The sequence below is a fragment of the Streptomyces sp. NPDC006655 genome (assembly GCF_040703965.1).
In the GTDB taxonomy this organism is placed as follows: Bacteria; Actinomycetota; Actinomycetes; order Streptomycetales; family Streptomycetaceae; genus Streptomyces.
This window is the reverse complement of the sequence record NZ_JBEYJU010000059.1, coordinates 1-16,226: the sequence shown is the minus strand read 5'-3', so window position 1 is coordinate 16,226 and position 16,226 is coordinate 1. Positions and strand designations below refer to the sequence as shown.

16 protein-coding genes are annotated in these 16,226 nt (G+C 72.3%); 8 read left to right on the top strand and 8 right to left on the bottom strand.

The window, feature by feature from the left end:
- The first annotated feature begins 161 nt into the window (after positions 1 to 161).
- Entirely contained in the window at positions 162 to 917 is a 756-nt protein-coding gene (locus AB0958_RS29055; RefSeq protein ID WP_366893441.1) for a MerR family transcriptional regulator, read from the top strand.
- Here AB0958_RS29055 and AB0958_RS29050 read toward each other — a convergent pair.
- The 4 genes from AB0958_RS29050 to AB0958_RS29035 are packed head-to-tail and all read right to left on the bottom strand — an operon-like array spanning position 901 to position 6,629.
- On the bottom strand, positions 901 to 3,078 hold the full coding sequence (locus AB0958_RS29050; RefSeq protein WP_366893440.1) for a 3-hydroxyacyl-CoA dehydrogenase NAD-binding domain-containing protein: 2,178 nt from the start codon (positions 3,076 to 3,078) through the stop codon (positions 901 to 903). The two genes, AB0958_RS29055 and AB0958_RS29050, sit on opposite strands and share 17 nt — an antisense overlap.
- Before the next feature lie 41 nt (positions 3,079 to 3,119).
- Complete coding sequence (locus AB0958_RS29045; protein ID WP_366893439.1) at positions 3,120 to 4,334, bottom strand: acetyl-CoA C-acetyltransferase; 1,215 nt, start codon at positions 4,332 to 4,334, stop codon at positions 3,120 to 3,122.
- Positions 4,335 to 4,377: 43 nt separating this feature from the next.
- On the bottom strand, positions 4,378 to 5,391 hold the full coding sequence (locus AB0958_RS29040; RefSeq protein ID WP_366893438.1) for an LLM class F420-dependent oxidoreductase: 1,014 nt from the start codon (positions 5,389 to 5,391) through the stop codon (positions 4,378 to 4,380).
- Complete coding sequence (locus AB0958_RS29035) at positions 5,391 to 6,629, bottom strand: CaiB/BaiF CoA-transferase family protein (RefSeq protein ID WP_366893437.1); 1,239 nt, start codon at positions 6,627 to 6,629, stop codon at positions 5,391 to 5,393. Before AB0958_RS29035 ends, AB0958_RS29040 begins: the two co-directional genes overlap by 1 nt.
- A gap of 189 nt (positions 6,630 to 6,818) precedes the next feature.
- On the opposite strand from AB0958_RS29035, the gene AB0958_RS29030 reads away from it, so the two are divergent.
- Complete coding sequence (locus tag AB0958_RS29030; protein ID WP_366893436.1) at positions 6,819 to 8,012, top strand: saccharopine dehydrogenase NADP-binding domain-containing protein; 1,194 nt, start codon at positions 6,819 to 6,821, stop codon at positions 8,010 to 8,012.
- A 28-nt stretch (positions 8,013 to 8,040) separates the two neighbouring features.
- On the opposite strand, the gene AB0958_RS29025 is transcribed toward AB0958_RS29030, so the two are convergent.
- The 3 genes from AB0958_RS29025 to AB0958_RS29015 all read right to left on the bottom strand — a co-directional run bounded on the left by AB0958_RS29025 (position 8,041) and on the right by AB0958_RS29015 (position 10,177).
- Positions 8,041 to 8,190, bottom strand: a complete 150-nt coding sequence (locus AB0958_RS29025) for a hypothetical protein (RefSeq protein ID WP_366893435.1) — start codon at positions 8,188 to 8,190, stop codon at positions 8,041 to 8,043.
- 56 nt (positions 8,191 to 8,246) lie between these two features.
- A complete protein-coding gene (locus AB0958_RS29020; RefSeq protein WP_366893434.1) occupies positions 8,247 to 8,939 on the bottom strand; it encodes an endonuclease V in 693 nt (230 codons plus the stop codon).
- Between the two features lie 143 nt (positions 8,940 to 9,082).
- Entirely contained in the window at positions 9,083 to 10,177 is a 1,095-nt protein-coding gene (locus AB0958_RS29015; RefSeq protein ID WP_366893433.1) for an oxidoreductase, read from the bottom strand.
- A 210-nt stretch (positions 10,178 to 10,387) separates the two neighbouring features.
- Between AB0958_RS29015 and AB0958_RS29010 the strand changes: the two genes are divergently transcribed.
- From AB0958_RS29010 to AB0958_RS28995, 4 genes are all read left to right on the top strand, one after another.
- Positions 10,388 to 10,804 (top strand): SsgA family sporulation/cell division regulator, encoded by a 417-nt coding sequence (locus AB0958_RS29010; protein ID WP_366893432.1) that lies wholly within the window; start codon positions 10,388 to 10,390, stop codon positions 10,802 to 10,804.
- A 286-nt stretch (positions 10,805 to 11,090) separates the two neighbouring features.
- On the top strand, positions 11,091 to 12,728 hold the full coding sequence (locus tag AB0958_RS29005) for an ABC-F family ATP-binding cassette domain-containing protein (protein ID WP_366893431.1): 1,638 nt from the start codon (positions 11,091 to 11,093) through the stop codon (positions 12,726 to 12,728).
- 99 nt (positions 12,729 to 12,827) lie between these two features.
- Positions 12,828 to 13,604, top strand: coding sequence for a dimethylargininase (ddaH, locus tag AB0958_RS29000; RefSeq protein WP_366893430.1), 777 nt, complete (start codon positions 12,828 to 12,830; stop codon positions 13,602 to 13,604).
- 226 nt (positions 13,605 to 13,830) lie between these two features.
- Positions 13,831 to 14,805: an acyl-ACP desaturase gene (locus AB0958_RS28995; RefSeq protein WP_366893429.1), complete on the top strand. Its 975-nt coding sequence runs from the start codon at positions 13,831 to 13,833 to the stop codon at positions 14,803 to 14,805.
- 43 nt (positions 14,806 to 14,848) lie between these two features.
- On the opposite strand, the gene AB0958_RS28990 is transcribed toward AB0958_RS28995, so the two are convergent.
- On the bottom strand, positions 14,849 to 15,103 hold the full coding sequence (locus AB0958_RS28990; RefSeq protein WP_366893428.1) for a WhiB family transcriptional regulator: 255 nt from the start codon (positions 15,101 to 15,103) through the stop codon (positions 14,849 to 14,851).
- Between AB0958_RS28990 and AB0958_RS28985 the strand changes: the two genes are divergently transcribed.
- Both AB0958_RS28985 and AB0958_RS28980 read left to right on the top strand, forming a co-directional pair.
- Positions 15,102 to 15,260 carry a hypothetical protein gene (locus tag AB0958_RS28985; protein ID WP_366893427.1) on the top strand — a complete coding sequence of 53 codons (159 nt, stop codon included), beginning with the start codon at positions 15,102 to 15,104 and terminating at the stop codon, positions 15,258 to 15,260. The two genes, AB0958_RS28990 and AB0958_RS28985, sit on opposite strands and share 2 nt — an antisense overlap.
- 63 nt (positions 15,261 to 15,323) lie before the next feature.
- Positions 15,324 to 16,115, top strand: coding sequence for a VOC family protein (locus AB0958_RS28980; RefSeq protein ID WP_366893474.1), 792 nt, complete (start codon positions 15,324 to 15,326; stop codon positions 16,113 to 16,115).
- Positions 16,116 to 16,226: the final 111 nt, after the last annotated feature.

Genomic DNA, 16,226 nt, shown 5'->3' with positions numbered 1-16,226 from the left:
ATCGCGCTCGGCTGTCCGGACGTACTCGGTCGGCGCGCTCGGTGGGTGCACAGACCAAGGCGCAACCTTCCCCCGGGCCCCGGGCACATGCGATGACGTGGATCACAAAGCGGGACTTCTCACTGTGTCGCAGTACCGGTGTGACAGCGATACTGCTGCACATGACGACCGACACCGACGGCGAGTCCGGCCCGCCCGCGCTCACGATCGACGAACTGGCCGCGCGGGCCGGTACCACGGTCCGCACGGTCCGGTTCTACGGCACCAGGGGGCTGCTCCCGCCGCCGGTGATCGGTCCCCGCCGGGTGGGGCACTACGGACGGGAGCACCTGGCCAGGCTGGCGCTGATCGAGGAGTTGCAGCACCAGGGCATGACGCTGGCGGCGATCGAACGCTATCTGCGGCAGCTGCCGCCGGGCCTGAGCGACGACGACCTGGCCATCCACCGCGCCGCGGTCGCCTCCTGGGCCCCGGACGCCGAGGAGACGGTGACCGCGGCGGAACTGCGGCGCCGGGCCGGGCGCCCGCTGGACGGGCCGGACGTCGAGCGGCTCGTCGCCATGGACGTCGTACGGCCCGACGGCGACGCCTACCGCGTCGACCCCGGTCTGTTCCGGCTGGCCGTGCGGCTTCTCGACGTGCCGCTGTCCGAGAAGGCGATCCTGGCCGCGCGCACGGTCCTGATCGAGCACTCGCGGGCGGCGGCCCACGAGCTGTCCCAGCTGTTGCGGGCGGAGGTCGCGGAGCGGGCCGAGGAGGACGTGAAGTCTCTTTCCGCCCACATGCGGCCGCTGGTGGTGCAGGCACTGCTGACCACGTTCCAGCGGTCGCTCCGGGCGGAGGTGCACCAGTGGCTCGCCGCCCCTCAGGAGGGCGGCGAGCCCGGTGCGGACCCGGACGTCAGCGGGCGTCGGTGAAGGTCTCCCCCTTCTCCGCCTTGGCGAGGAGCAGCGCGGGCGGTGTGAAGCGCTCGCCGTAGGTCTCGGCGAGTTCGCGCGCGCGGGCCACGAAGCCCGCGAGGCCGCCCTCGTAGCCGTTGACGTACTGGAGGACGCCGCCGGTCCAGCCCGGGAAGCCGATGCCGAAGATCGAGCCGATGTTGGCGTCCGCGACCGAGGTGAGGACGCCCTCCTCCAGCAGGCGGACGGTGTCCAGCGCCTCGGCGAAGAGCATCCGCTCCTGCATGTCCCGGAACGGGATCTCGTGGCCCGGCTTGGTGAAGTGCTCGCGGAGACCGGGCCACAGGGCGGTGCGGCTGCCGTCCTCGGCGTAGTCGTAGAAGCCCGCTCCCCCGCTGCGGCCGGGGCGGCCGAACTCGTCGACCATGCGGTCCACGACCGCCTCCGCCGGGTGCGCCTGCCAGGTGCCGCCCGCCTCCTCGACGGCCCGCTTCGACTCACGGCGGATCTTCTGGGGCAGGGTGAGGGTGAGCTCGTCCATCAGGGAGAGCACCTTGGCCGGGTAGCCGGCCTGGGCCGCCGCCTGCTCGACCGACGCGGGCTCGATGCCCTCGCCGACCATGGCGACGCCCTCGTTGATGAAGTGGCCGATCACCCGGGAGGTGAAGAAGCCGCGCGAGTCGTTGACGACGATCGGCGTCTTGCTGATCTGCCGGACCAGGTCGAAGGCGCGGGCGAGGGCCTCGTCGCCGGTGCGCTCGCCCTTGATGATCTCGACGAGCGGCATCTTGTCGACGGGCGAGAAGAAGTGCAGCCCGATGAAGTCGGCCTGGCGCTCGACACCTTCGGCGAGGGCGGTGATGGGCAGCGTGGAGGTGTTGGAGCAGAGCAGCGCGTCGGGGGCGACGACGGACTCGATCTCCTGGAAGACCTTGTGCTTGAGGGCGGTGTCCTCGAAGACGGCCTCGATCACGGCGTCGCAGCCGGCGAGGTCCTGCGGGTCCGCGGTGGGCGTGATCCGGGCGAGCAGCGCGTCCGCCTTCTCCTGGCTGGTACGGCCCTTGGCCACGGCCTTGGCGCACAGTTTCTCGGAGTAGTCCTTGCCCTTCTGCGCGGCGGCGATCGAGACGTCCTTGAGGACGACGTCGATGCCCGCGCGGGCGCACGAGTAGGCGATCCCGGCGCCCATCATCCCCGCGCCGAGCACGGCGACCCTGGTGACCTTGCGGGGCTCGATGCCCTGCGGGCGGTTGGCGCCGGAGTTCACGGCCTGGAGGTCGAAGAAGAACGCCTGGATCATGTTCTTCGAGATCTGTCCGGCGGCCAGCTCCACGAAGTAGCGGGCCTCGATGACCTGGGCGGTCTCGAAGTCGACCTGGCTGCCCTCGACGGCGGCGGCGAGGATGCGGCGCGGCGCCGGGTAGGGCGCGTTGTTGGTCTGCTTGCGCAGGGTCGCCGGGAACGCGGGCAGGTTGGCGGCGAACTTGGGGTTGGCGGGGGTGCCGCCGGGGATCCGGTAGCCCGGCCTGTCCCAGGGCTGCTGTGACTCGGGGTGGGCGTCGATGAAGGCGCGCGCCTTGGCCAGCATTTCCTCCGGGGTGGCGGCCACCTCGTGGACGAGGCCGTTCTGCAGCGCGCGCGTGGCGTTGTACTGGGTGCCCTGGAGGAGGACCTTCAGCAGGGCGTCGGCGATGCCGAGCAGGCGTACCGTGCGGACGACTCCGCCGCCGCCCGGGAGCAGGCCGAGGGTGACCTCGGGGCAGCCGATCCTGGTGCCGGGGGTGTCGAGGGCGACGCGGTGGTGGCAGGCGAGGGCGAGTTCGAAGCCGCCGCCGAGGGCCGCGCCGTTGATGGCGGCGACGACCGGCTTGCCGAGGGTCTCGATCCGGCGCAGGTTGCGCTTGACCGCGAGGCCGCCGTCGAAGAGGTCCTGGGCGGTCTCGGGGGTGACCCGGATGAGGTCACGCAGGTCGCCGCCGGCGAAGAAGGTCTTCTTGGCGGAGGTGAGGACGATCCCCCGGATCGAGTCCTGCTCGGCCTCCAGCCGGTCGGCGACGGCGGCGAGGGACTCGACGAAGGCCGCGTTCATGGTGTTGGCGGACTGGTCGGGGTCGTCGAGGACGAGGGTGACGACGCCGGTGTCGTCCTGTTCCCAGCGGATGGTGGTGCTCTCGGTCATGGCTCGTGTCTCCGTGAGGTCTGTTGGTTCCGCCGGGGGTTTCAGACGCGCTCGACGATGGTGGCGATGCCCATGCCGCCGCCCACGCACAGCGTGGCGAGGCCGTAGCGCTTGTCCTGGCGCTCCAGCTCGTCGACGAGCGAGCCGAGGATGATCGCGCCGGTGGCGCCCAGCGGGTGGCCGAGCGCGATGGCGCCGCCGTTGACGTTGACCTTGTCCAGGGACAGGCCCATGTCCTTCACGAAGCGCAGCACGACCGCCGCGAACGCCTCGTTGATCTCGACCAGGTCGATGTCGTCGATGGTGAGACCGGCCTTGGCGAGGGCCTTGCGGGTGGCCGGGGCGGGGCCGGTGAGCATGATGGTCGGTTCGGAGCCGGAGACGGCCGCCGAGACGATCCGCGCCCGCGGGGTGAGGCCGTAGCGCTCGCCGATCTCCCGGGAGCCGATGGCGACCAGGGAGGCGCCGTCGACGATGCCGGAGGAGTTGCCCGCGTGGTGGACGTGGTCGATCTTCTCGACCCAGTGGTACTTCTGCAGGGCGACCGCGTCGAAGCCGCCGAGTTCGCCGATGTCGGCGAAGGAGGGCTTCAGCTTGGCGAGGGAGTCGGCGGTGGTGCCGGGCCGCAGGTGCTCGTCGTGGTCGAGGACGGTGAGGCCGGCGCGGTCCTTCACCGGGACCACGGAGCGGTCGAATCGGCCCTCCTTCCAGGCGGTGGCCGCGCGCTCCTGGGAGAGCGCGGCGTACTCGTCGACGTCCCGCCGTGAGAAGCCCTCGATGGTGGCGATCAGGTCGGCGCCGATGCCCTGCGGGACGAAGTTGACGGCCAGGTTGGTCATCGGGTCGTTGAACCAGGCGCCGCCGTCCGAGGCCATCGGCACCCGGGACATCGACTCGACGCCGCCGGCGAGGACGAGGTCCTCGAAGCCGGAGCGGACCTTGGCGGCCGCCATGTTGACCGCCTCGAGGCCGGAGGCACAGAAGCGGTTCTCCTGGACGCCTGCCACGGTGTCGGGCAGTCCGGCGGCGATGGCGGCGATCCGCGCGATGTCGGAGCCCTGGTCGCCGACCGGGCCGACGACACCGAGCACGATGTCGTCGATGGCGGCGGGGTCGAGGCCCGGGAAGCGGCCCCGGAGCTCGTGGATGAGTCCGACGACCAGGTCGATGGGCTTCGTACCGTGCAGGGCGCCGTTCGCCTTGCCGCGGCCGCGCGGGGTGCGGATCGCGTCGTACACATACGCTTCGGTGCTCACTGACAAGCCTTTCAACGAGGGTTCACGCAGGGCGAGGGTGGGGTCAGAGCCAGTTCTTGACGGTCTCGACCAGGCGGGCCGGGTCCGGGCCGACGGGGGTGACGTCCAGCATGGTCACGCCGGCCTCGCGGAAGGCCTCGATGCGCTCGCGGACGTAGCCTTCGGGGCCGCACAGGGATATGAGCTCGCAGAACTCGTCCGGTACGGCCGCCGCGGCGTCCCGGTGCCGGCCGTCGAGGTACAGCTCCTGGATGAGCCGGGCCTCCTTCTCGTAGCCGTAGGCGACGGCGAGGTCGTTGTAGAAGTTCTTGCCGGGCGCGCCCATGCCGCCGACGTAGAGGGCGATCCTGGGGCGGGCGAGGTCGCGGGCGGCGGCCGCGTCCTCGCCGATGGCCAGCAGTCCGCCGGCGACGATCTTCAGCTCGCCGAGGGCCGGGTCGCGCCGGGCGGCGCCCTGGCCGAGCGGGGTCCCCCAGACGTCCCGGGCCTTCTCCGGGATGAACAGGGTGGGCAGCCAGCCGTCGGCGATCTCGGCGGTCATCCGGACGTTGGCGGGGCCGAGGGAGGCGACGTAGAGCGGGACCTCGGGGCGGACCGGCTTGGTGAGGATCTTCAGTGGCTTGCCGAGGCCGCCCGGAAGCGGCATGTCGGTGATGCCGTGGTGGTCGATGGTTTCGCGGCGCAGGATCCGCCGGGTCAGCTCGATGGTCTCGCGGGTGCGGCCGAGCGGCTTGTCGTAGGGCTTACCGTGCCAGCCCTCGACCACCTGGGGTCCTGAGGCGCCGAGGCCGATGATCGCCCGGCCGCCGGAGATCGCGTCGAGGCCGGCCGCCGTCTGGGCGATGAGGGCGGGGGTCCGCGAGTAGACGTTGAGGATCGCGGAGCCGATCTTCATCCGTTCGGTGCGGGCGGCCAGGTAGCCCATGACGGTGGGCGAGTCGAAGCCGTACGCCTCCGCGACCCAGACCGCGTCGAGGCCCGCCGCCTCCAGCGCGGCCGCCTGGTCCGCGGCTCGGCGCGGGTCCCCCGCGTAGTCGAGAAAGGTCGAGAGCTCCATCAGCCGGTGTCCTTGTCATCGTCCTCGCGGGGGTCGCCGTCCTCGCGGGGGTCGCCGTCCTCGCGGGGGTCGCCGTCCTCGCGGGGGTCGCCGTCCTCGCGGGGGTCGGCGGTGAACAGAGTGAGTACCGCCCAGTCGTGGGCCACCTCGATGGTGTGGGCGCCCGGTTGCGCGGGGGCGGTGCGCACGCTCGTGGGGGTCGCGGAGAAGCGGGGGGCGGGGGCCGGCTGGGTGATGCCGCCGTGCTCGGTGAAGGTGGCGCGGGCGGCCAGATGGGGGTGGTGCGGGGCCTCCCCCAGGGACAGCACGGGGGCCACACAGGCGTCGGACCCCTCGAAGACCGCCGTCCACTCGTCCCGGGTGCGTGCCTTGAAGCGGGCGGCGACCCGCTCGCGCAGCTCGTCCCAGCGGGTCCAGTCCTTGCGGGCGTCGGCCAGGCCCTCCAGGCCGCCGAGCAGGCCGAGGAACTCGGCGTAGAACTGCGGCTCCAGGGCGCCCACCGCCATGTACCGGCCGTCGGCGGTCTCGTAGGTTCCGTAGTACGGGCAGCCGCCGTCCAGCAGGTTGGCGGCGCGCCGGTCCTGCCAGCCGCCCGCGGCCAGCATGCCGTGGATCATCGCGGCGAGGTGCGCGGTGCCGTCCACGATGGCGGCGTCCACCACCTGGCCGGTGCCGGTCGTGCGCGCGTGGTGGAGCGCCGCCAGGACGCCCACGACGAGGTAGAGGGCACCGCCCGCGTAGTCACCGAGGAGGTTGGCGGGTACCGCCGGGGGTTCGTCGGGTCGGCCGATCATGCCGAGGGTGCCGGTGAGGGCGATGTACGCGATGTCGTGCCCGGCGCGGTGGGCCAGCGGTCCCTCCTGGCCCCAACCGGTCATCCGGCCGTAGACCAATCGGGGGTTGCGGGCGTGGCAGTCCGCGGGACCGACACCGAGGCGCTCGGCGACGCCGGGGCGGTAGCCCTCGACGAGGATGTCGGCCCGGGCGGCGAGACCGAGGACCCGGGCGGGGCCGTCCGGGGACTTCAGGTCGACGAGCACCGAGCGTTTGTTGCGGTTGGTGACGTCGTACGCGGGGTCGATCGCCAGCCCCGGGCCGCCGGGCCGGTCGACGCGGACCACGTCGGCGCCCAGGTCGGCGAGGAGCATCGCGGCGAACGGACCCGGTCCGATGCCGGCCAGCTCGACCACGCGCACACCGGAGAGCGGGCCCTGTCCTGGCGTCCCTGCCGTGGTCATGTCGCCCCCGGTCCGATGGAGTCGTGTGACACAACTGATGTAACACCGATGATGCTAAGAACACGTTCCACTGGGCACAAGAGTGGACGAGCAAGCGCTTAGTCAAGATACCCGGTGGGGGTGCGTCCGCACCCTTCACGCTAGCCTCAGCCACCGACAACGGCGCGGGTTCGACCACCAAGAGGTGTCATGAGCAGGCTGAAATCGACCGACCGTCCCTCCGCGGACCGTCCCTACGACCTCGTCCTCTTCGGGGCCACCGGGTTCGTCGGCGAGCTCACCGCCGAGTACCTGGCCGCACACGCCCCCGAGGGCCTGCGCTGGGCGGTGGCGGCCCGTGACGAACACAGGCTGCGGGCGCTGCGCGAGCGGCTGCCGGGCGGCTCGGAGGTCGGCCTCCTGCGTGCCGACGTCACGGACCCGGCCTCGATCCGCGCCCTCGCCGAGCACGCGCGCGTGGTGGCGTCCACCGTCGGTCCGTACGGCCGTTACGGCGAGGAGCTGGTCGCGGCCTGCGCGGACACCGGGGCCGACTACCTGGACCTGTGCGGGGAGCCCGAGTTCGTCGACCTGATGTACGTCCGCCACGACGCACGCGCGCGGGAGACCGGCGCGCGTCTGGTGCACGCGTGCGGGTTCGACTCGGTGCCGCACGACCTGGGCGCCTACTTCACGGTGTGCCGGCTGCCGGAGGGTGTGCCACTGACGGTGGACGGTTACGTGACCGCCGAAGCGGCCTTCTCCGGCGGCACCTTCGCCTCCGCGCTGGAGCAGTTCGCGCGCCCCCGGCAGATGGCGGCCGCCGCGCGGGACCGGGCCCGGCACGAGCCCCGGCTGATGGGCCGGCGGGCGACCGCGCCGGCCGGCGCGCCGCGGTTCGCCCGGGAGGTCGGGGCCTGGGCGCTGCCGCTGCCCACCATCGACCCCCAGATAGTGCGCCGGTCGGCGAGGGCCCTGGGCCGGTACGGCCCCGACTTCCGCTACCGGCACTACGCGGCCGTCAGGCATCTGCCGGTGGCGCTCGGCGGGGTGGCGGCCGTGGGCGCGGTCGCCGCGGCCGCGCAGGTGCCGCAGGCCCGGCGCTGGCTGTCGGACCGGCTCAAGCCCGGCGAGGGGCCGAGCGCCGAGAAGCGGGCGCGCAGCTGGTTCAGGGTGCGGTTCGTCGGCCAGGGCGGCGGCCGGCGCGTCCTCACGGAGGTCTCGGGCGGCGATCCCGGCTACGGCGAGACGGCGAAGATGTTCGCCGAGGGGGCGCTCTGCCTCGCCCTGGACGACCTGCCCACCACCGCCGGGCAGGTCACCACGGCACAGGCCATGGGCGACGCGCTCATCGACCGGCTGCAAGCAGCCGGGATCGGGTTCCGGGTGGCGGCGACCCTGTGACCCTGGGTTCCGGGCCTCCAGGGCTGCCCTAGGCCTGCCACTGGAGCACGGTGTAGAGCATCCCGGCCGTCCAGGCGAGCCCCGCCACCACGGCGAGGACCAGCGCGGCCGTCATGGGGCGCTGGTCGCGCTGGGCGCGGTGGGCGGGGTGGGCCACGGACTCACGGTGTGTCGTCATGCGGCCAGCCTGCCGTCGGCGTGTAACAGCGGCATCCGTACTCGTACTCAGATTCGCTACTCGGACCGGGCTTCCCGCAGCGCCCCGCGGCACAGCGCGTCCGCGCGGCGGGTGGTCTCCGGCAGGCGGTACCTCGGGGTGAGCGCCAGGGTGTGGGCGCAGGCGTTGTCCAGGCTCACCCGGTGGCCGACGGAGACGAACACCGGTTTGACGGCGTCCCGGGTGCGCAGGGCGCGGCCGACCTCCTCGGTGCCCGCGAGCAGCGGCGCGTGACTGCCGCGCGGGGCGCCCGGGTCGTCGTACGCGAAGGTGAACGGGTTCTTGGCGACGCCGATGGTGGGCAGGCCGGTGAGGACTCCGAGGTGGCTGGCGAGGCCGAAGCGGCGCGGGTGGGCGAGGCCGTAGCCGTCGCAGACGACCAGCCCGGGCGGGCAGGGCAGGGCGTCGAGAGCGGCCCGTACGGTGGGGATCTCGCGGAAGGCGAGCAGACCCGGCACGTACGGGAAGGAGACCCGGCCGACGGCGGTGGCCTCGGCGACGGTCTCCAGGGTCGCCGCGTCCAGCACCACGGCGGCCGCCGCGACCAGGTCGCGTTCGTCGTCGTAGGCCACGTCCACGCCCGTGACGTGCCCGGTGCCGGGCGCGGGTCCCGGCTCGTCGAGGATCACCCGCCCCCGCAGTTCGTCCTGAACCGCCAGGGCGGCTTCCTCGGTCGCGGGCCAGCCCGCGGGTGCGCGTACGGTCGTCATGGTGGCCCCGAGCGTACGGCGCGGCACGCGCGCGTGCGGCCACGGGGCCGCCCCGGCCGCGGCGGGACACTCAGAGCTCTCGTCGACCGCACGGCATGACGACCACTCCCTTCGTGGCGTGCCGACGTCGGGTACCTGGGAGGTCAGCCCTCCAGACGTGCCGCCCGGCCCTGTTCGCCGGCCGCCCAGCAGCTGAGGTCCGGGGTGCAGGCCACGGTGTCGTAGGAGCCAGTGTCGACGGTCCGCCAGGTACGGCCGCCGTCCGTGGTCAGGTCGGTGCCGGTGGGGCCGACGGCGAGGGCGGCCGTGCGGCTGTGCGGGAGCCAGGCGACGCCGGAGCGGTAGCCGGGCGGCGGGGTGGCGGCGGGCCGCCAGCTCCGGCCGCCGTCCGGGGTGGCCGCGGCCGCCCGCGGGGAGGACTGGCCCGCACGGTAGTCGCCGCCGACGGCGAGGCCGTGGACGCGGTCGCGGAAGGCGAGGGCGAAGACGCCCCTGGCGGGGTCGCCCGCCGGGATCGGGGTGTCGGCCGCGGTCCAGGTCAGTCCGCGGTCGGCGGAGTGCAGCACGCGCGCGCGTGCGCCGCCGCCGGTGGCCAGCCAGACGTCCTCGGGCCCGGAGGTGACCAGGCACTGGCCGCTCGCCGCGAAGCCCGCCTCGCCGTCCAGGGCGGCCGGCATGCCGGCGTTCGGCAGCACCCGCCAGGTGCGGCCGCCGTCGCCGGTGGACAGGATGCGGAACCTGCCGTCGACCGGGTCGCTCACGGCGAGGCCGTGGCGGCGGTCGAAGAAGGCCAGGCAGTCGTAGAACGCCGCCGGGTCGGTGTTGCGGAACGACTCGGTCCAGGTCGTGCCGCCGTCCTCGGTGCGGTAGACGCGGGACGCCTCGCTCTCGCCGATGGCCAGGACCACCGCGTGGCGGGCGTCGAACGCCTCGACGTCCCGGAACTGGAGGTCGCCGGCGCCCGGCGGCGAGACGTTCCGCCAGTGCGTACCGCCGTCCGTGGTGCGCAGCACGGTGCCGCCGGTGCCCGCCAGCCAGGCGGTGTCCCGGTCGACGGCGGCCAGGCCCCGGAAGCGCACGTCCGGGGTGCCGGTGTCCTTCAGCGCCCAGTGCGGCGCGGGAGTCGCGGCCCGCGCGGAACCGGCGGTCAGCGCCGCCAGGGCCGCCGTGCACGCCACCCCCACAGCCGCCACCCGCCTCGTCCGTCGTATCCGTCCGGTCCGTCGCGTGATCCCCATACGCCTCATGGCGCGCGAAGCTAGCCCACCGTCCCGGTGGCGTAAAGAGGGCACGGCCGCCCCACCAGAGGTAAACCGACGGTGTGAATAAGCCCGGTGACAGAGGTCACTCGCACTTCATGTGCACGGATGGCCCGTGTCCGTCGTCTCTTCCAGTGCCAGGTCTCACCCGCCCGGATATTCGTTCAGCCGTCATGAGGGAGCAAGGCGTTGTCCATCGTCATCGAGCAGCCCGTAGAGGCCCGCCTGGTCGCCGCGTCGCCGCGCATGCAGCGCATTCCCGCCACCCTGCACTACGACCGTGACGATCCGTTCGCCGTCCGCATGACCTTCCCGGCGCCGGCCACCCTGGAGGGTGTCGACGTCTGCTGGACGTTCTCCCGCGAGCTGCTGGCGGCCGGGCTGCACGCCCCGGAGGGCCAAGGGGACGTACGGGTGCGGCCGTACGGGTACGACCGGACGGTGCTGGAGTTCCACGCCCCCGAGGGCACCGCCGTCGTCCATGTGCGCACGAGTGAGATCACCCGGTTCCTGGAGGCCACCGGGGACCTGGTGCCGACCGGTCTCGAACACCTCCGGCTGGACCTGGACCACGACCTCGCCGAACTGATGCGCGACGCCTGCTGAACCACCGCCGTGCCCGCACGGGCCTGATTCCGTTCAATTCCTTTGACACTCCTCCCGGCGTCTTCCTAACCTGTTCCACGTCCTGTTGCCGTCGATTGGAGAAGGACGTTGCTCGTCTGAGGTCCTGAGACACCGCGTCACACCCGTGAGGTGTGTCTGTGGCGTTCGACCTCGGCGTACGAGCCGTCCTCCGGCGCGGGACCTCTTCCCGGCCCCTCGGCTGCTGCCCCGCGGTGTCTCGACACGCGTTTGCCCCCGACACCGCAAGCAACCGCGAGGCGCCCTTATGTATGCTTCCGTCACCTGTACCGCTCTCTCCTTCTCCTGGCCCGACGGCTCCGCCGTCTTCGAGGACCTGGACGTCGCCTTCGGACCCGGCCGCACCGGTCTGGTCGGCGTCAACGGATCCGGGAAGTCAACCCTTCTGAAGCTCGTCGCCGGCGAACTCACCCCGTCCGACGGCACCGTGAAGGTGGCCGGCGAGGTCGGCTGCCTCCCGCAGAACGTCACGCTGGACACCGCGCTGCGGGTCGACGAGGTGCTCGGCATCGCCGCCCGGCGGGCCGCGCTGCACGCCATCGAGGCGGGTGACGCGTCCGAGGCGCACTTCGAGGCCCTGGGCGACGACTGGGACGTCGAGGAGCGCGCCCTGGCCACCCTCGGCGAACTGGGGCTCGGCCACATCGGCCTGGACCGGACCGTGGGCGAGGTGTCCGGCGGCGAGTCGGTGCTGCTGCGGCTGGCCGCGCTGCTGCTGCGCCGTCCGGACGTGCTGCTGCTCGACGAGCCCACCAACAACCTCGACCTGTACGCCCGCAAGCGCCTGTACACGGCCGTCACCTCCTGGCCGGGCGTGCTGATCGTGGTCAGCCACGACCGCGAACTCCTCGACCTGGTCGACCAGATCGCCGACCTGCACGCCGGGGAGGTCACCTGGTACGGCGGCAACTTCTCGGCGTACGAGGAGGCCCTCGCCGCCGAACAGGAGGCGGCCGAGCGCATGGTGCGGGTCGCGGAGGCCGACGTCCGCAAACAGCGGCGCGAACTCTCCGACGCCCAGGTCAAACTGTCCCGCCGCAAGCGCTACGGGCAGAAGATGTACGAGCAGAAACGCGAGCCCAAGATCGTCATGGGGGCGCGCAAGCGGGCCGCGCAGGAGTCGGCCGGCAAGCACCGCATCATGCACGAGGAGCGGCTCGCCGAGGCGAGGGAACGGCTCGACGAGGCGGTGGAGGCGGTACGGGACGACGACGAGATCCGCGTCGAACTGCCGTACACGGCCGTGCCGCCGGGCCGGAACGTGCTCACCCTGGAGAACCTGGAGCTGGCCCACGGTTCGCGGGTCGAGGGGATCCTGGATCTGCGCGGCCCCGAGCGGATCGCGCTGATCGGGCGCAACGGCGCGGGCAAGACGACGCTGCTGCGCACGATCGCCGGTGAACTGGCGCCGCTCGCGGGCGAGGCGCGCACCCATGTGCCGCTGCGCTTCCTGCCCCAGCGCCTCGACGTCCTCGACGACGAGGCGAGCGTCGTGGAGAACGTGGCCCGGTTCGCGCCGGGCGCCACCAACAACCGGATCCGGGCGCGCCTGGCGCGCTTCCTGTTCCGGGGCGCCCGCGCCGACCAGAAGGCGGCCACGCTCTCCGGCGGCGAACGGTTCCGGGCCGCCCTGGCCGCGTTGCTGCTGGCCGAACCCGCCCCGCAGCTGCTGATGCTGGACGAGCCGACGAACAACCTCGACATGGCGAGCGTCCGGCAGCTGACCACGGCCCTGGAGTCGTACCAGGGGGCCCTGGTCGTGGCCAGTCACGACGTGCCGTTCCTGGAGTCGATCGGGATCACCCGCTGGCTGCTGATGGCGGACGGCGGGCTGACGGCCACCACGCCGGAGGAGGTGGCACGTCTCGGCGAGGGCGCAGCCTGACGACAGGGGTTTTGTCGACACGGGCCCGCCCTGCATGATGGCGGTCCGGCACCCCCACGACGGGTGCCGGACCGCGCCCCCCGACCCCGGAGACCCGACGTGCCCAGCAAGAAGGCCCTCGTCCGCCGCCCCAGCCCGCGCCTCGCCGATGGCCTGGTGACGCACATCGAGCGGGAGAAGGTCGACGCCGGGCTCGCCCGGGAGCAGTGGGAGGCGTACGTGGAGACACTGCGCGCGCACGGCTGGGAGACCATCGAGGTGGATCCCGAGGACGACTGCCCGGACTCGGTCTTCGTCGAGGACACGGTCGTCATGTTCCGGAACGTGGCGCTGATCACCCGGCCCGGCGCCGAGTCCCGGCGGGCCGAGACCGCGGGCGTCGAGGAGGCGGTGGCCCGCCTCGGCTGCTCGGTCAACTGGATCTGGGAGCCGGGCACCCTGGACGGCGGTGACGTCCTCAAGGCGGGCGACACCGTCTACGTCGGCCGCGGCGGGCGGACCAACGCGGCCGGGGTGCAGCAGTTGCGGGCCGCCTTCGAACCGCTGGGCGCCCGGGTGGTGGCGGTACCGGTGAGCCGGGTGCTGCACCTGAAGTCGGCGGTGACCGCGCTCCCCGACGGAACGGTTCTCGGGCACATCCCGAACGTGGACCGGCCCTCGTTGTTCCCCGGCTTCCTGGCGGTGCCCGAGGACGCGGGCGCCCACGTGGTGCTGCTCGGCGGCGGCAAGCTGCTGATGTCGGCGAGCGCCCCGAAGACCGCGGAGTTGCTGACCGATCTCGGCCACGACGTCGTCACGGTGGACATCTCCGAGTTCGAGAAGCTGGAAGGATGTGTGACGTGCCTCTCGGTCCGACTGCGGGAGCTGTACGTCTGACGGGTGATCGATTCGCCTCCCCGGGCCTGGGACCTGCGGGTCCCGGAGCCGGTTGACATGTCCCGATTCGCCGCGGGCACAGTACCTGATCAGCGATCTTTACAGCGCACTTAACCTACGGCTTCGTAACCTACGGATTCGTAGCCTACGATCTCGTAGGTTCCCGGCCCCGCTCGCCGGTTCTCTCGCGTTCCTTCCCCTTGTTCGGCGTCCCCCTGGAGTTCTCGTGACGATCACTTCTCCCCACCTCGGCAGCTCGTCCGCCTGGACCGACGCGCGGCTGCTGTACGCCCTGGAGGAAGTGGTCGAGAAGGAACTGAACCGCCATCTGAAGGTCGCCAAGGACTGGATGCCGCACGAGTACGTGCCCTGGACCGACGCCCGTAACTTCCCCGGTTTCTTCGAGGACGGGCAGGCCTGGGAGAAGGAGCAGTCCAAGGTCACCGAGATCGGCCGGATCGCCCTGGTGGTGAACCTGCTCACCGAGGACAACCTGCCCAGCTACCACCACGAGATCGCCTCGCTGTTCGGCCGGGACGGCGCCTGGGGCACCTGGGTGCACCGCTGGACCGCCGAGGAGGGCCGGCACGGCATCGTCATGCGTGACTACCTGCTCGCCTCGCGCGCGGTCGACCCGGACAAGCTGGAGGCGTTCCGGATGTCGCACATGAGCGAGGGTTTCGAGTCGGACAACAGCCACTCGATGCTGCACTCGGTCGCCTACGTGGCCTTCCAGGAGCTCGCGACCCGTATCTCGCACCGCAACACCGGCCACCAGTCCGGTGATCCGGTCTGCGACCGCATGCTGGCCCGCATCGCGACCGACGAGAACCTGCACATGGTCTTCTACCGCAACCTCCTGAAGTCCGCGTTCGAACTGGCCCCCGACCTGACGATGCAGGCGGTGCGGGACGTCGTGGTCAACTTCCGGATGCCCGGCCACGGCATCCCCGGCTTCGAGCGCGCCGCCGCCCAGATGGCGATCGGCGAGGTCTACAACATGCGCATCCACCACGACGACGTGCTCCAGCCGGTGCTGCGCCACCTGAAGGTCCTGGAGATCGACGGTCTCGGCCCGGAGGGGCTCAAGGCGCAGGAGGAACTCGGCCTGTTCCTGGGCGGCCTGAACGCGGAAGCACTCAAGTTCGACGAGAAGCTGGCCGCGCGCAAGGCCCGGATGGCGGCCCGCGCGGGCGCCTGACCCCCCGGGGACGGCGGGCGGGGGCACCCGCCGTGGCGTGGGTTCAGCGGGACGCCCGGCGCAGTCGCAGGCGTTCCTTCTCGGACAGGCCGCCCCAGACCCCGAAGCGTTCGTCGTTGTCCAGCGCGTACTCCAGGCAGGCGGAACGCATCTCGCACATACCGCAGATGCGCTTCGCCTCGCGCACCGAGCTGCCGGGCTCGGGGAAGAAGAAGTCGCCCCCGGTCTGCGCGCACAGCGCCTGCGCCTGCCAGGCCGGGACGGGCGTGCGGGGCATGGTCATGGTGTCGAAGTGCATGGCCAGGATCGTGCCGTGCGGTGAAAAACGTTCGATCAACGCCCGCTCAACGCGGGTCCGGCCCACCGCACCGGTGTCGATGATGCGCCCGCGTGCCACGCTCGTGCACGGCGGCGCGCGGGGCGGATCCGGTTCGGTGGGCGTGGTCCGGCCCTGATTGTCCGTGGGCGGTGGAAGACTCGGTGGAGCAGAAAGCGGGCCCCTTACGAGGAGGGCGATGATGCTCACCACCCGTTTCGTCCACGGCGCTCCCACCTGGATCGACCTCGGCACGCCCGAGATCGACGGCGCCGTCTCCTTCTACAGCGGTCTCTTCGGCTGGCGGTTCCAGTCGGCGGGACCCGACGCCGGCGGTTACGGGTTCTTCCAGCTCGACGGCCGGATCGTGGCCGGCGGTGTGCAGACGGCACCGGAGCAGGGCCCGCCGGCCTGGACGGTGTACTTCCGGAGCGACGACGCGCAGGCGACCGCCAAGACCGCCGAGCAGGCGCACGGCGGTGTCCTCCTCCAGCCGACGGACGTGCTGGACCAGGGCCGGGTGGCGCTCCTCTCCGACCAGGCGGGCGTGCCCTTCGGCATCTGGCAGCCCGCGTCGAGGAAGGGGGTCGACGTGGCGGGCGAACCGGGTGCGCTGTGCTGGGTCGAGCTGTACACCGCGGACATCGCGGCGGCCGCCGCCTTCTACCGCAAGGTGCTGGGTCTTGAGACCTCCGGAGCCCCGTTCCCCGGCGGGACCTACACCTGTGTCAACCCGGCGGGCGGTGACGAAAAGTCGATGGTCGGCGGGATGGTGCCGCTGGCCGAGGATCCGGCCGAGGCGCAGGTGGGCGCGTACTGGCTGCCGTACTTCGAGGTGGAGGACCCGGACGCGGTGGTCGAGAAGGCCCAGCAGACGGGCGGCAGGGTGCGGATGCCGGCCACCACGCTGGAGGGGGTGGGCCGGATGGCCAAGCTGGCCGACCCGTACGGCGCCCGGTTCGCGGTGATCAACAGCGAGCCGCAGCAGGGCTGAGCCCGACACGGGCCGGAAGCGGGCTAGGGCCCTTCTGATGGATCTCCGTGGGAGAAGGAGCGGCGTTCGGTGCGTGCGATCGGCGTGCGGGGTGGCGGGCGTCGCGACGGC

Excerpts from the sequence above, each read along its gene's own strand:
- AB0958_RS29055 (WP_366893441.1), top strand. The coding sequence starts at position 162 with ATGACGACCGACACCGACGGCGAGTCCGGCCCGCCCGCGCTCACGATC.
- AB0958_RS29050 (WP_366893440.1), bottom strand. The coding sequence starts at position 3,078 with ATGACCGAGAGCACCACCATCCGCTGGGAACAGGACGACACCGGCGTC.
- AB0958_RS29040 (WP_366893438.1), bottom strand. The coding sequence starts at position 5,391 with ATGGAGCTCTCGACCTTTCTCGACTACGCGGGGGACCCGCGCCGAGCC.
- AB0958_RS29035 (WP_366893437.1), bottom strand. The coding sequence starts at position 6,629 with ATGACCACGGCAGGGACGCCAGGACAGGGCCCGCTCTCCGGTGTGCGC.
- AB0958_RS29030 (WP_366893436.1), top strand. The coding sequence starts at position 6,819 with ATGAGCAGGCTGAAATCGACCGACCGTCCCTCCGCGGACCGTCCCTAC.
- AB0958_RS29025 (WP_366893435.1), bottom strand. The coding sequence starts at position 8,190 with ATGACGACACACCGTGAGTCCGTGGCCCACCCCGCCCACCGCGCCCAG.
- AB0958_RS29020 (WP_366893434.1), bottom strand. The coding sequence starts at position 8,939 with ATGACGACCGTACGCGCACCCGCGGGCTGGCCCGCGACCGAGGAAGCC.
- AB0958_RS29015 (WP_366893433.1), bottom strand. The coding sequence starts at position 10,177 with ATGGGGATCACGCGACGGACCGGACGGATACGACGGACGAGGCGGGTG.
- AB0958_RS29005 (WP_366893431.1), top strand. The coding sequence starts at position 11,091 with ATGTATGCTTCCGTCACCTGTACCGCTCTCTCCTTCTCCTGGCCCGAC.
- AB0958_RS28985 (WP_366893427.1), top strand. The coding sequence starts at position 15,102 with ATGGCCAGGATCGTGCCGTGCGGTGAAAAACGTTCGATCAACGCCCGC.
- AB0958_RS28990 (WP_366893428.1), bottom strand. The coding sequence starts at position 15,103 with ATGCACTTCGACACCATGACCATGCCCCGCACGCCCGTCCCGGCCTGG.
- AB0958_RS28980 (WP_366893474.1), top strand. The coding sequence starts at position 15,324 with ATGCTCACCACCCGTTTCGTCCACGGCGCTCCCACCTGGATCGACCTC.